This is a genomic window from Acidaminobacter sp. JC074 (assembly GCF_022496765.1).
Lineage (GTDB): Bacteria > Bacillota > Clostridia > Peptostreptococcales > Acidaminobacteraceae > JABXKX01.
Map to the genome: position 1 here is coordinate 1 of NZ_VANV01000014.1, position 13,630 is coordinate 13,630.

The 13,630-nt window shown below is 34.3% G+C and carries 16 protein-coding genes; 3 read left to right on the top strand and 13 right to left on the bottom strand.

All coding sequences use genetic code 11. The features are described from left to right. Positions 1-180: 180 nt before the first annotated feature. The 8 genes from EZV73_RS16000 to EZV73_RS16035 form a co-directional block, all read right to left on the bottom strand. Positions 181-1,908: an ABC transporter ATP-binding protein gene (locus EZV73_RS16000; protein WP_240841411.1), complete on the bottom strand. Its 1,728-nt coding sequence runs from the start codon at positions 1,906-1,908 to the stop codon at positions 181-183. Further along, a complete protein-coding gene (locus tag EZV73_RS16005) occupies positions 1,901-3,715 on the bottom strand; it encodes an ABC transporter ATP-binding protein (protein WP_240841412.1) in 1,815 nt (604 codons plus the stop codon). The genes EZV73_RS16000 and EZV73_RS16005 overlap by 8 nt, the downstream gene beginning before the upstream one ends. A 234-nt stretch (positions 3,716-3,949) precedes the next feature. Further along, positions 3,950-4,120 carry a DUF362 domain-containing protein gene (locus tag EZV73_RS16010; protein ID WP_240841413.1) on the bottom strand — a complete coding sequence of 57 codons (171 nt, stop codon included), beginning with the start codon at positions 4,118-4,120 and terminating at the stop codon, positions 3,950-3,952. Positions 4,121-4,395: 275 nt separating this feature from the next. Then, on the bottom strand, positions 4,396-5,475 hold the full coding sequence (locus EZV73_RS16015) for a GGDEF domain-containing protein (RefSeq protein WP_240841414.1): 1,080 nt from the start codon (positions 5,473-5,475) through the stop codon (positions 4,396-4,398). Positions 5,476-5,626: 151 nt separating this feature from the next. Beyond that, entirely contained in the window at positions 5,627-6,346 is a 720-nt protein-coding gene (locus EZV73_RS16020; protein WP_240841415.1) for a ferric reductase-like transmembrane domain-containing protein, read from the bottom strand. A gap of 130 nt (positions 6,347-6,476) precedes the next feature. Then, positions 6,477-7,850, bottom strand: coding sequence for an MATE family efflux transporter (locus tag EZV73_RS16025; protein ID WP_240841416.1), 1,374 nt, complete (start codon positions 7,848-7,850; stop codon positions 6,477-6,479). A gap of 107 nt (positions 7,851-7,957) precedes the next feature. After that, positions 7,958-8,557 (bottom strand): TetR/AcrR family transcriptional regulator, encoded by a 600-nt coding sequence (locus EZV73_RS16030; RefSeq protein ID WP_240841417.1) that lies wholly within the window; start codon positions 8,555-8,557, stop codon positions 7,958-7,960. Between the two features lie 40 nt (positions 8,558-8,597). Continuing rightward, positions 8,598-9,257, bottom strand: a complete 660-nt coding sequence (locus EZV73_RS16035; RefSeq protein WP_240841418.1) for a Crp/Fnr family transcriptional regulator — start codon at positions 9,255-9,257, stop codon at positions 8,598-8,600. 97 nt (positions 9,258-9,354) lie between these two features. On the opposite strand from EZV73_RS16035, the gene EZV73_RS16040 reads away from it, so the two are divergent. Genes EZV73_RS16040 through EZV73_RS16050 form a run of 3 tightly spaced genes read left to right on the top strand, consistent with a single transcriptional unit; the run spans position 9,355 to position 11,613 of the window. Beyond that, on the top strand, positions 9,355-10,047 hold the full coding sequence (locus EZV73_RS16040) for a GTP-binding protein (RefSeq protein WP_240841419.1): 693 nt from the start codon (positions 9,355-9,357) through the stop codon (positions 10,045-10,047). Then, complete coding sequence (locus EZV73_RS16045) at positions 10,044-10,784, top strand: ATP-binding cassette domain-containing protein (protein WP_240841420.1); 741 nt, start codon at positions 10,044-10,046, stop codon at positions 10,782-10,784. Before EZV73_RS16040 ends, EZV73_RS16045 begins: the two co-directional genes overlap by 4 nt. Further along, positions 10,762-11,613, top strand: a complete 852-nt coding sequence (locus EZV73_RS16050; protein ID WP_240841421.1) for an ABC transporter substrate-binding protein — start codon at positions 10,762-10,764, stop codon at positions 11,611-11,613. Before EZV73_RS16045 ends, EZV73_RS16050 begins: the two co-directional genes overlap by 23 nt. Positions 11,614-11,627: 14 nt before the next feature. Here EZV73_RS16050 and EZV73_RS16055 read toward each other — a convergent pair whose 3' ends face one another. The 5 genes from EZV73_RS16055 to EZV73_RS16075 all read right to left on the bottom strand — a co-directional run bounded on the left by EZV73_RS16055 (position 11,628) and on the right by EZV73_RS16075 (position 13,582). Further along, complete coding sequence (locus tag EZV73_RS16055; RefSeq protein ID WP_240841422.1) at positions 11,628-12,176, bottom strand: helix-turn-helix transcriptional regulator; 549 nt, start codon at positions 12,174-12,176, stop codon at positions 11,628-11,630. A 37-nt stretch (positions 12,177-12,213) separates the two neighbouring features. Further along, positions 12,214-12,378 carry a hypothetical protein gene (locus EZV73_RS16060; protein ID WP_240841423.1) on the bottom strand — a complete coding sequence of 55 codons (165 nt, stop codon included), beginning with the start codon at positions 12,376-12,378 and terminating at the stop codon, positions 12,214-12,216. Between the two features lie 29 nt (positions 12,379-12,407). After that, a complete protein-coding gene (locus EZV73_RS16065) occupies positions 12,408-12,614 on the bottom strand; it encodes a hypothetical protein (protein WP_240841424.1) in 207 nt (68 codons plus the stop codon). A gap of 106 nt (positions 12,615-12,720) precedes the next feature. Then, complete coding sequence (locus EZV73_RS16070; RefSeq protein WP_240841425.1) at positions 12,721-13,173, bottom strand: GNAT family N-acetyltransferase; 453 nt, start codon at positions 13,171-13,173, stop codon at positions 12,721-12,723. A gap of 58 nt (positions 13,174-13,231) precedes the next feature. After that, positions 13,232-13,582, bottom strand: coding sequence for a RidA family protein (locus EZV73_RS16075; RefSeq protein ID WP_240841426.1), 351 nt, complete (start codon positions 13,580-13,582; stop codon positions 13,232-13,234). Between the last annotated feature and the right edge of the window lie 48 nt (positions 13,583-13,630).

The window sequence follows — 13,630 nt, forward strand, 5'->3', positions numbered from 1 at the left end:
ACTCCACACCAGTAGCCGCCATCAGCTTCCTTCAGACCCCTTTGTCGCCAAAGACGCCCTTGCTTACAGCTTCTCTTCCCAAGCTTGGTAGGTGAGATAGTCAACTTTTCAGACTATCAGCTCACGCACATGCCCAGCGCACCAAAAAAGAAAATCTCAATCGAGACTTTCTAATTTAGATTATCCAACTTGGTATTGTGTTTCTAACATACTTGAGAATATGCCATCTTTCAAGTTTGAAGGTAAGCCCATTTCCTCAATAGAACCATTTTTTATAACAACAACTTTATCAGCACCTGATACAGTTCGCATTCTATGGGCTATTATTAAGACAGTTTTATCTTTAATCAACTCACTCAATGCAGCTTGGATCTTGGTTTCGTTTTCTGCATCTAATGAAGCTGTTGCCTCGTCAAGAAGAATGATTGGAGCATCTTTTAACATAGCTCTTGCTATAGAAATACGTTGTCTTTCTCCACCTGACAATCTAGCACCATTTTCACCAATTAATGTGTCATAACCACTAGGTAGTTTTTTTATAAAGTCATCGCATCTTGCCAGTTTGGCAGCTTGTCTAACCTCCTCATCACTTGCATCCTTACGGCCTAATCTTATATTTTCCATCACACTAGAATTGAATAAGGTCACATCTTGGAAAACAATTGAATAGTAGCCTAACAATGTTTCTGGATCTATCTTTGATATATCTTGACCGCCTAAGGTAATGCATCCAGAATCGATATCCCAAAATCTAGCAGACAGTTTGGCTACTGTAGATTTTCCACCACCCGAAGGGCCAACGAGTGCTGTCACTTGTCCCTGCTTCGCTGTAAAACTCACATCTTTAAGAGTTTGAACACCTTCTATATATGAGAAATCAACATTTTTAAACTCAATATCAAAGAAATCTGGTTCAAATTCCGTTCTACCTTCTTGTCGTGGCATCGCTTCCATTTCTTTCATGCGTTTAATACGTACATTTAAGTATAAAAGCGCTGCTAAATTGTCCATAATTTCCATAATGGGGTTATAAATTCTTGCCGTTACAACTAGAAAGACAATGTAGGTAAACACATCTATACCACCTTGAGATAGCAAATAACCACCTGTAATCATAACAGTTGGTAATCCTAATTTTAGGACTACATAAGCAAAATTGATCAAAGCACCCAAGACCAGCTCCGTCTTAATAAGATACCTCTCGTAACCAGTCAGTTCATCGTTTAACTTATTTGAAAAATCCCTTTCTCTGTTATAAGATCTGATTTCATGAACAGAATCCAGCATTTCCTGAACTGTATCCGAGATACCACGTTTGATTTGATACACTTCAAGATGTGCTTTATTCTGAAGTTTCTTAGATGAAAAGAAAACTAAAAATGCAACTGGTACAACCCAGAATACTGCAAGTGACATTTGCCAGTTATAGACAAACATCATAATAGCCATTAATAAAATTGAAATACCTGCAGCAAATATCTGTGGTACCACATGCGAAAATAACTGCTCTATTTGCGTCGCATCTTCCATGATTGTAGCACTTAAATCAGCAATATCTTTTTTTCCAAAAAAGGCTAAGGGCAATTTTCTTAGTGTTTCAGCCAAGTTAATTCTTGATTTAGCACTTTCTTCATATATACGTGTATAGGTAGAATCATATTGAAAGTAGGCAATTACAAACATAATAACTAAAGACAGTACTGAAAATCCGCCATAATAGCCCAGACTCGAAAGAGATGCCATCGAATCGCCAGACATAAGTTTTAAGCTTTGGTCTATAAACTGGAAACCAAACATAACCGGCAACATAAAACTGATATTTAGTATGCTAGATAAGATAATCGCCTTAATAAGATTCCTTGCCCCTTCTTGAGACAAGGCAAACTTATTCTGAAGTAACTTAGACATTTAAATCTCCTTTCTCACTTTTCTCACTAGCATGATCACTTTCTAGTTTCCATGCAACAGAAGTCTGATATTCATCCCACATTTTCTTGTATTGACCGGCTTTATCAATGAGTTCTTTATGACTTCCTGCTTCAATAATCTTCCCTTGATCGATAACAAGTATCTTATCTACATCAGTAACACTTGTTAAACGATGAGCAATCATAAGAGTCGTTTTATCCTTACTCAGTTCTTTTAAAGCACGTTGAATCAAATGTTCATTTTCAGGATCTGCAAAAGCCGTTGCTTCATCTAAAAACACAATTGGAGAATCCTTTAAAATAGCCCTAGCTAGAGCAATTCTTTGTTGTTCACCTCCAGATAAGTAAGTCCCTTTAGAACCAATCACAGTTTCTAAACCATTCTCCAAAGCATCAATGATTTCTTTAGACTGAGATAGTTCTACAGCTCTTATTAGCTCCTCTTCCTTTACATCTTCCTTACCAAAAATAATGTTATCTCTTAGACTACCATTTAAGAGTTTGGTACTTTGAAATACAAAAGAGATATGGTCCATTAAGTCTTCTTTACCAATATCCTTTACGTCTATCCCTCCGATTAGGACTTGTCCTCGATCAACATCAAAAAACCTCGCTCCTAGCCTTGCAAGAGTTGTTTTACCGCCGCCGGACGAACCGACTAGTGCGACGGTTTCACCTTCATTAACTTGGAAACTGATGCCATTAACTGCTGGTTCATCTGTACCTTTGTATGAGAAAACAACATCCTTAAACTCTATTGTCCGTTTCTTAACAGGAACTTTCTGAGATGTGTAAACCATATCTGGATAGATAAACAAGTTATCAACTCGATTGATTGCCTGCTCTGCAATTCGTGTATTTTGTTGGAAATACATAGACTTCATTAACAACATAGTGAAAATTGGAGAAATCAAGAGATAAAATATAAAATCCGATAAGACCAAAGCTATGTCACCACCGCTACCAATTAAGAATATACCCATAGGAATCAAGAAAAAGGCTGCTGACTGCATGATAATCGTATAGAAAGACATGGGTGAACGCCACAATAATGTATAAGCATGAACCATTTCTTTATATCTAATAATTGAATTGTAAAATCTCTTAAAAGAAAAGATAGACTGTCCAAAAGTCTTAACTACAGGAATACCTCTTACATACTCAACAGACTCGGCACTCATCTCTTCTAAAGAATCAAAGTATCTGTTCTGAAACTCCTTGCCCTTTGTCGAAGTCATAAATTTCATTGTTATAAATCCTAAGATTATTGGTACCAACGACGCCAACCCCATTTTCCATTCTACTGTAAATATTAGGATCAATAGGATAATTGGTGATATCATTGTGGCCGCCATATCTGGAAGCTGATGAGCAAGAAAAGTATGTGTTGTACCAGCACCATCATTGATAATTTTTCTCAGTTTACCACTTGAATGTGTATCAAAAAAACCTAAGGGCATTGATAAAACCTTTTTCATACTTACCTTCTGTAAGCCTACTTCAACTCTAAAAGCGGCCAAGTGTGAGCACATAAGTGCTAGAAAATAAACTACAACACCCGCTATAGCAGCTATGAATGCCAACCAAGCAAAATTAGATACATTCGCTACCCCACCACTTGGATTTGTTAATATTTCTCTGATAATATACCATATTAAAACAAATGGTATCATGTTGAGTATTGCCGACACTGCTGACAAAAATAGTGCTAATGGCAATAAACTCTTCTTACTTCCCATGTAGGGTTTAAACCTACTTAGGAGTGATTGTTTCTTACTTTGTTCCATTAATTACACCTCCATTTACTAAATCCCATTTAGATTCAAGATAGAAGTCATATCTATCAAATGAGAATCCTTCTCATTCATCATAACTCTAGTTTAATTGAAATTCAATATCAATTAGAAATTAAGTCAATAAAAAAGACACTGGGTTTAATCCAATAAACCAATGTCTAAAAAAATCTCTTATTATACACACTACAAAAAATCTCATTGATTACTCAATGAGATTTCGTCTAATTAACCTTGAACAATAGCGTCAACTGGGCAAGCACCAGTACAAGCACCGCAATCTACACAAGTATCAGCATCGATAACGTATGCAGCATCACCAGCAGAAATACAGCTAACTGGACATTCACCTTCACAAGCACCACATGAAATACATGCATCTGTAATTTTATAAGCCATAATGACCTCCTTTTATATTTTCTTTACTTAACTGTCTTGATTATATGAAATCATTTGACGCCATGCAACAAAAATACAAAAGAAAATTCAAAAACAAGTTAAAATCAAGTGAGAATCATTATTTGTGTTAACCACTGCTAAGACTCAGTATTTTACTGGGATTTGAAAGATTTATTTAAAGCACAGCCTAGTGATTATCAAGTCAAATAGTAACTCTTTTAGGTAAAGGAAAACACCTAACCCCAATTTAAGGAGTCAATGACCCAAGTAAATCTTTAAGTGGAAAACATACTAGAAACAACCTTGTTCTTCCCATTATTCTTTGCAACATATAGGAGTTCATCAACTGCTTTAACAAAAGAATGTACTTTCTTCTCTTCTATCGTTTCCACATAACTAAGACCTGTACTTATAGTAATTCTCAAAGATTTATTATCAACAAGGAAAACTTCCTCTTCCACATTTTTTCGAAGTCTTTCACAAAGTTTTTCAGCATCTTCTAAAGATAACTCTGAAAAAAGTATGACAAATTCTTCTCCACCATATCGAGCAATAAAATCTTCTTTTCTTACGCTTCTTCTCATTAGCTCCGATAATTTAATAAGAATTTCATCTCCCGCTAAATGACCATAAGAATCGTTAACTTGTTTAAAATTATCTATATCTATCAATGCCATACAGATAGATTCACGGTTTTCATTATCGTTACGATTCATTTCACAAATGGTTAAATAAAAAGATTTGTGATTGTATAATCCGGTTAAGTAATCTGTACTTGCTAATTGCCCAAGTTTCTCATTCGTCTCCTCTAACTCGCCTAAATAAAAATCATTTTCCTCTTGTAATCTGAATAATTCTTTAAAAACAATGCCTATAATCCAATCAATGAAAAAAAGTAACACAATATCACTCATAATCGACATTAAATTCATAGTAGTCGATCCAGTATGTGTGTCAATAAAGGCTACAGTCAGACAACCCATAAACAATGAAACATAGGGCTTTTTATTTTGCATTCTTATAGATTGTATCAGAACATATATGATTACTAAATTGTTCAACTTCATACTTGATTCAATTGAGATAACAACATATGCAAACAAGAATAATCCATCTATAAAACCAACAAGCATTTTGTGATTAACATCATGTAAGATCAACTGATTATCTGATGAATGTAGTAGGATATGATAGAACCTATATGCGATTACAAGCACATAGGCAACACTCAGAACCTTCATTGCTAAATCATCATTTGATCCAAACAATGGGAATCCAATATTAAGTAGAATTAGCATTATGATTATCTGAAAACCAAAATATATCTCTTCAACAAAGTATGTATTTTTTTTCATTTTACTTAACCTTCACTTTTCTAAATGAGAATCATTTTCACTTAGAATATCATATCAAGTTTTTCTGATAATTTCAAGATTAGATTAAATAATTACTCCATAAATGGACAAAAAAAAGAATCAATAAGTCAATATTGATTCTTTCAAACAACTATGAAGCTCTTGCTAATTCACTTTTTTCACTCATGGTTTCTTTTTTAAGCCTAAGTAAGGCGTATAAACCATATATAAGAGTATACATGAATGCACGCTCATAACTTTCATGACGAATACTCAAGGTCATATAATGAACAAAGCAATTAAAATAGAATAAGTAAGACCATTTATGTAACTTTCTCCATTTAGGCAATGTCATCTTCACCTTAACCACATTAATAGATGTGATCCCTAGAACAACTAATAAAAGGCTATTCATTAAACCAGTCCAAGTCATCAATTGAGTAAATAGTGTTATCTCACCACTCATTAACTGACCTATACCATAAGGTGCAGAAAATATAGTGTACAAGAGTGTATGTGGTAAATATAGTATAACCCCAAGAATAGACAACTCCGTTCGAATGCTCATCATTTTTTTCTTCCAATTATGATCTTTGGACAAAACCCCTGCGTACATTACATACATAAACATCGTCGCTGGAAGATAACCACTTACTACCCCACGTATAGTCCTCACCCACCAAGATGTAAAGTCAACTTCAATAATCTGAAGAAAAACAATCACAGAAATGACGATGCTAACCAAAGAGATTAAACTTCCACCTAAGTACCACCTTTTTGAGTTGCTCCTTAGAGATTCTCCAAATTTAAATACAATTAATCCTGAGATTATCATGGAAATAATTAACTCGATTGTGCCTTCTAATACCATATGCCCTCCTTTAATGATAATTATTCTCACTACCGAATCAGTTTAGCAACATTTGATCAGTAATTCAAGAAAACTGCATTAAAATAGTAAAGTATCAGACAATATTATAGAAACTAACTTTTATCCACAGTTAAGCCGATCTATTTAAGTCAACTTCTTCTAACTCACGAAGTGCTTTAAACTCTTTTCTCACAAGATATACACTCCAAAGTACAATAATAAAATCAATAGCAAAAGCACCAATATAAACAAAATCCACACCAAAGAATCTTGGTAATATCAACATTAATGGAACATAGAAAACCAATTGTCTAGCTATACCAATCATAGAAGCAATCTTCCCCTTATCAATTGCAGGAAAGAAGGTCATCCCCATAAATATGACTGGCAGTATAGGTAGCAAGGCCATAAAAATTCTAAAATTGAATAAATCCTGAGCAGCCAAGACCTTATCAGGCATCATAAGATTTAGAGGCAATTGTGGCCCAATCATCATCAATAACCAAAATGGTAACATAACCAAAGTTGCTGCTACAGCGAATACCTTAAAACCTTTGATAACACGTTCATAATTTTTGGCACCATAATTAATCCCTACGACTGGCTGTAGAGCTCGCATTAAACCAAAAATTGGTGTTAACATAAATGTAAAAATCCTAAAGGCTACTCCATAAAAAGCAAGATCACTGTTGCTGCCATAATTACTGATTGCATTTAATACCACTACAGCTTGCAACAAACTCATTACAGACATTATTAGAGATGGTACCCCCATTGAGATAATACGTTTCATAATTGCCTTGTCTCTTCTAATAGAAAATGGCTTGGCTTCAAAACTTGCCCCCTCTCTCTTGAAGTAAACAAGTGAGGTCAGTGTATAAATAATCATACCAATATTGGTACCCCAGGCTGCACCTTCTACACCCCACTTGAAAATCACAATAAATATGTAATTAAATACTATATTCACACCTAGACCAATCCCCATCATAAGAGCTGCTGTTTTCATCTTTCCTTCAGCTCTTACTATCATGTTCCCAGCTAGACCTGCGATCCAAAATAAGGCTCCATAAACGGTTACTCTAAAATATGCAGCTCCAAAATCTAATGTAAGACCACTCCCCCCCATAAATTGAATTAGCTGATTTGTAAAAATCAATCCCAACATCATGAAGACTAGGGAAATCACTATACTTAAGTAATTGACGTTTCCAAGCAGTTTTTTCTGTGTATCTGTGTCATTTTTCCCAATAGCAATACTTAAAGCCGATCCTGCACCAACACCAATTAAGGAACCTAATCCCAAGCTCAACTGTGTTAGTGGGTATGCAAGTGATACACCTGCAAGTGCATCTTCACCAACAAATCTTCCTACAAAAAAAGCATCAAATACTGTGTTTAACCCATAAAGAACCATGGCCAATATTGCTGGCCAAGACAGCTTAAAAGTTACCTGCCAAAGATTGTCATTTAAAATGAGATGTTTCTGTTTTAACTTCTCCATAAAACCTCCTTACCGACGAATGCGTCGGTTAAAACTAAATAAAATGGTTCCCTTCCAATTGAAAACCGTTATCATTAACAGTCTATCACTAATATGATTTCTGTCAACTAAATTTTATTTTTATGGATAAGTTCTACCAAAAGTGGCTTGAACATTTGTCTGATTTTAACATCTCGATCTAAAATTATATCTGGTTGTCTAGAGACATTTTGACCAAATAAAATGGCGTTCATCATTCTACTTAAAAAAAGAAAATCCTCTTTTGCACTGACTTGATTCAAATTAAGGCATGTGCAAACAAAACTATAGAATTCCTCTTCTAGTTTGACATACTCCCTCCAGATACTTTCGTCGTACATAGACTCATGGATAAACATCGTGTACACTTTACGATCATCAGTGACAACAGTACATTTCTCAATAAATGCATCCATTAACAGATCAATTTTTCTATTCTCACTAAGAGAAGAAAAATTTTCTGGGAAGTATGGGTTGAGAGTCATATAAAGTGTATTACCGCGTTTCATCATATCAATTAGAATTTCTTTAGTACTGCTGTAATAATAGTAGAATCCACCTTTAGATAAATCTGTTAACTCAATAATATCCTCCATGGTAGTTCTTTGAAAGCCCTTCTTTACAAAAACAGTTTTAGCGGCTTCAAATATTTCTTGTCTTCTTTCTTCTCTAGTTTTTCGTTTAGTCAATGGCATACTCCTTATCTATATATCATAACACATTGGAGTTTTATAAGTCAGCCATTAAAGCATACTTTCTGTAATCAAAATCAATCTTTTGGTCTTTGATGGTCAGAATTTGATTTTCCTCAAACTTGTCAATGATTCTATATAAAGTGGAACGGCTGATACCCAAATATTCTGACAACTCAATTTTCTTTAGTTCAAGTTTTGCCTGATTCATTTCCATTGTCATATGGAAAAACTGAGCAACTCTCTCCTCTGTATTTTGAACAGAAAACAAATCAATTCTCTTTAACAAGTATTTGACCTGTCCATTAAGAAATGAAAAATAATTTCTCATAAGTCTCTTATCCTTTTGTATAAGCATCATAAGTGCACTTTCCGATAGATACATGACTTCACTTGATAAATCAAAATGGACAAAAGTTGGATAAAAGTCTCCATCAGAAAATATGGATAACACACCAGTCACATCACCAGGTTTTATGTATTTCATAAATGTTTTTGTACCATCAATATGTTCTTGTTCTACTTTTGCACGTCCCTTGAGTAAAAACATGATGCCCTTCTTATTTCTATTGAAATCATAGGCTACGGAATTTTTATCCATAGACATAAATTCTGTATCGATATCTTCCAAACAGGTCTTCAGTTCATCATAACTCATATCTTTAAATATTGGATTTTTTAACAAAACCTTTAACAAAACAACCTCCAACGTTTCATTTGACACATATAGTACATACAAAATGTAGTATATTGTACATGATAATGATAACCGTTCTCGCAAAAGGAGTCAAGAAATGAAATTTATAATCGTCGCTGGAGGTCCTTCTACAGGAAAAACCTCTATCATATGTAAAGTAATCAGTAATCTCTTAAAGAAGAAACTCAAAATATCAGTAGCAAAAATTGATTGTGTTGATGCTACCAGCGATGGTATTTATCGTACTTTAGATATAGATTATTTAGAAGGTTTATCTAAAGACTTATGCCCCGACCACTATTTAGCAACAAATTATGTTGACTTATTCCAATGGGGACTTAATAATCAATCTGATTTAATGATTGTCGAAACCGCTGGACTATGTAATCGCTGCGCCCCCTTTATCGACATTGCTCTTAACATATGCTCAATAGATTACACAACGCATATTCAAGCTCCACTGAAATTTGGTCCAATTGTAAAAACAGCAGATGTTATCATTCTTAGCAAAGGTGACTTAATCTCACAAAGTGAACGTATCGTCTTTAAAAGTAATCTAAAAAAACTTAACCCCCATGCCAAATATATTGATGTCAACGGTATCAGTGGCCAAGGGTATGAAACGCTTTCAAACTGTATACTTGATGGAGATGAACTGTTAACCTTAGAAAATTCAATTTTAAAGTACACCATGCCATCTGGTACATGCTCATATTGCGTTGGTGAACAAAGATTATCAAAGGATTTTCATCAAGGCATTGTTAACACTATTTTGGGAGGTGCAAATTGATCACAATATACCCTGGTTATAGCAAGACAAATGAACCTGAATCATTTGATAGATTGAATCTAGAAGTGGGCAGAATTTATAGTGTAGTGGGACCTACAGGTTCCGGAAAAACACAACTTCTCGATGATATAGAACGCCTCAGTCCTGGAGATGGGGTAACTGGTAGAAAAGTTATTTCAGAGATCCAGCCTAATATCCAACATCTATCACAGAAAATGCACTATATGGTGGATATGTCTATAGGTGATTTTTTAAAACTTTATGGTGAAAGTTTGTCCATTCATAACCTAGAGTCATATGCACAAACCATAATTAATCTTGCAAACACCCTATGCGGAGAGCCAATTACACAAACCAGTCAGTTGACCTGTCTAAGTGGCGGACAATCTAGAGCTCTAATGATAGCAACTGTAGCTATTAATCCAAAAGCAAATATCATTTTGTTAGATGAAATTGAAAATGCAGGTATTAATCGCTTGGAAGTGCTCAATCTTTTAAGAACAAAGGGAAAAATTGTCATCATGATTACCCACGATCCCCTTTTAGCTTTAATGGCTGACTATAGAATTGCATTAAAGAATGGTAGTATCGTTGACATGATACATCGTTCATCATTTGAAGCATCACTCATCCATGATTTGACCAAAATCGATGATTATATCTTTCATCTTCGTCAATCATTGAGAAATGGATTAAGAATCGAGGAAAATTACCATGCAAAAGTTACTATGGAATAACGTGTGTCTTTTAACCAGACTTGAAGAAGCCTACATTGATGAAACTCTTCCTACTATAGACACTTCATATTTTGGCTTAGGAAGACCTTTAAATCTAAAAAAATATTTGCAAAACAATGATACTTGGCAAGTACTGGTGTCTACTGATACTGAAATTTTTCATGACCCTTGTGTGCTTAAAAAGCAGTTAATTACTTTAAAGAAGCCAAGTCTAGCTATGAACTTCAACAATGCAATTGATCAACATACCTTCTTTAAACCTTTTATAGCCATTCCACTAGTGATTGTTATAAATACGAAAAAAACACATTTAAGACCTAAATCATTTAAAGAATTGTGTTCAAGTCAGTATAAGGATCTTGTAACTTATGGAGGACCTGACAACTCAGCAGGCAAATCACTTTTAAAAGCAATATGGTCAATGTATGGCATGGATGATGTTAAGTCTTTTATCAACAATAGTTTTGCAGCTTCTATGCCTGCAGCTGCATTTAAACTAGCCACATCTGGTGATTATCCCATCGCCATTGTACCAACTATTTTTTCTAACAGAGCCGGCATCAATGATATCATTCAAGTTGTACCTCAAGAAGGTGCTATTGCTATACCATCCTTTTATGCCGTTCATCAGTCATGCGACATAGAAACAGAAACATACATATATGACCAGCTGATAGCCAACGAAAGATTTCATGAGTTACTGGTTAGTAGAGGCAGTATTTCAAGTCCACTTATTAAAGACAGTCAATGTCCTCTATACTATCCACCAAAATCATTTTTTGATTCTCTAGACTATGATAAATTTGAAACTCTCTTAAAATCACAATAAAGTGCTCTCGCACTTTATTCTGGTCTTATCTTCTTTATAAAATCATGTCGATCTTTAGTTTCAGTTTTTCTGTATATATTTTGAAGATGCTTTTTCACTGTACTTTCAGCAATAAAGAGAGTTGCAGCAATCTGCTTATTGGTCTTTTCCTTTAAGAGAAGTTCTGCAAGCATCTTTTCTCTTTCAGTTAAGTTAAATTTATCAATGTCAAAAAAATTTTCCTCCACCTTTCCATACAAATCATGCCCTATTTTAAAAATAATAAAATAAAAAACACCATAGAAAAAGGGTCTTACTGGTTCTAAACTATAGGCATCTAATGAGAGCATTTTTAGAAAAAGTAAAGTTGCAGCTAATACTGATGTCAATAGTGTTTCCATTCCAAACAATCTGACTCGATCTATGTTATCTTTTTTGTAAGAACTCAGATAAAGTAACGAAATACAGCCTAACATAACAAACATCATCTTCACATCTATAATTAATGATAACTTGAAGTCAACTAGATAGAAAAGAATAAACAAATAAACTGGAATGATTGTTACCTTACTGTATTTATTCATTTTCTTCCTCTAAATCAAATAATATAGTTCTAATCTTTTAATCATCCGGTAACAATAAAAGCATCAAAAATATACTGTACATAAACGAAATCATAGACACAGCCATACTGGCTTTTAAAGACAATTGATCATCATATCTTGGTAAAAGGACAACAAAACCTATAAAAGTAGTTCCAAGTCCTGATAAAAGTAAGGATTTCATAGCCAAACCTATGGACAATTTGGACTTTTCTAGTTCCTTTTTTGTATATATGTTATCCTTTCAACAGATATCTTTATTGCCCTAAAAAAATCTCTAAACAAACCTGCACCAGCAAGTACAACAAGGGTAATTGCAAGCGGGATTATAACAGAAGGAATATCAAGAATGGCAGCTAGACCTCCACCCGTTGCGAAAATCATGGCAGCAAGAACAATAATAATGGCAATAGCAAACATAAAACGCTCCTTTCAATATTGTGTTTAGCTTACAAGATATCGACATGTAATACAATTATCCCTAGGGATAATCCTAGGAGTAGACCTCATACAACTATTGCAAACACTACAGCTTAAAAGTAAAGATTATTTCTCCATCTCGGTTCTCTTTATTATCCGTTTTAAAGCCCAGTGATTTATAAAGCCCTGTTGCCTTTTTATTATCTTTAACAACGGTTAAGTTTATCTGCTGACAAGCTGCATATTTCATTTTTATATACTCTATAATCAATGACAGAGATTTCTTCCCATAGCCAAGTCCTTGATACTTTTTATCAATAAAGAAACCACCTAACCAATAATTATCTTTGCTGTCTGGCGTATAAGAAAGATAGAACATGCCAATCATTTTTCTACCGTCATAAATCAGATAAGGATCAAAGGCTTCATCCCATGGTTTTATATAGGCATATGCCAAGGCTTCAAGAACGGATGGTACATAAGCCTTTTGATCGTCACCCACACACATCTTTAAGGCTTCTTCGTAATTGTCTCTATTAAATGATTTAAACTGCAACATAAAGTCCTCCAAAAAAATAAATATCCTTCTTCATTATAACATGAAAAAGGATAAGATATTATTTTACAGCTGCTATTACAGATAACTCAACTAGAATATCTTCTCTAGCCATTTTAGCTTCAACACATGCTCTAGCTGGTTCAAAACCATCTTCAACCCATGCATCCCATACACTGTTCATGTCTTGGAATAAAGCGATGTCTTTTAAATAAATTGTCGTTGAAAGGATGTGTCTCTTGTCAGAACCATACTTTTCAAGTAAAGCTTCAACCTTCTCTAAACATACCTTTGTTTGCTCTTTAACATCTGCGTCTTTTTCGCCATGTGTTTGACCACATAGATAAACTGTTTGATTATGTACAACTGCGCGGCTCATTCTTCCTGTGCCTTCAAATCTTTTGATTTCCATAATTAATCCCCCTTTTCCAAAATAGTATACCACCATTATAAGTTTATT

Coding starts and splice junctions, on each gene's coding strand:
- EZV73_RS16070 (WP_240841425.1), bottom strand. CDS start 13,173: ATGTTGCAGTTTAAATCATTTAATAGAGACAATTACGAAGAAGCCTTA.
- EZV73_RS16075 (WP_240841426.1), bottom strand. CDS start 13,582: ATGGAAATCAAAAGATTTGAAGGCACAGGAAGAATGAGCCGCGCAGTT.
- EZV73_RS16065 (WP_240841424.1), bottom strand. CDS start 12,614: ATGTTTGCTATTGCCATTATTATTGTTCTTGCTGCCATGATTTTCGCA.
- EZV73_RS16005 (WP_240841412.1), bottom strand. CDS start 3,715: ATGGAACAAAGTAAGAAACAATCACTCCTAAGTAGGTTTAAACCCTAC.
- EZV73_RS16055 (WP_240841422.1), bottom strand. CDS start 12,176: ATGAATAAATACAGTAAGGTAACAATCATTCCAGTTTATTTGTTTATT.
- EZV73_RS16010 (WP_240841413.1), bottom strand. CDS start 4,120: ATGGCTTATAAAATTACAGATGCATGTATTTCATGTGGTGCTTGTGAA.
- EZV73_RS16060 (WP_240841423.1), bottom strand. CDS start 12,378: ATGAAATCCTTACTTTTATCAGGACTTGGAACTACTTTTATAGGTTTT.
- EZV73_RS16025 (WP_240841416.1), bottom strand. CDS start 7,850: ATGGAGAAGTTAAAACAGAAACATCTCATTTTAAATGACAATCTTTGG.
- EZV73_RS16020 (WP_240841415.1), bottom strand. CDS start 6,346: ATGGTATTAGAAGGCACAATCGAGTTAATTATTTCCATGATAATCTCA.
- EZV73_RS16015 (WP_240841414.1), bottom strand. CDS start 5,475: ATGAAAAAAAATACATACTTTGTTGAAGAGATATATTTTGGTTTTCAG.
- EZV73_RS16000 (WP_240841411.1), bottom strand. CDS start 1,908: ATGTCTAAGTTACTTCAGAATAAGTTTGCCTTGTCTCAAGAAGGGGCA.
- EZV73_RS16040 (WP_240841419.1), top strand. CDS start 9,355: ATGAAATTTATAATCGTCGCTGGAGGTCCTTCTACAGGAAAAACCTCT.
- EZV73_RS16050 (WP_240841421.1), top strand. CDS start 10,762: ATGCAAAAGTTACTATGGAATAACGTGTGTCTTTTAACCAGACTTGAA.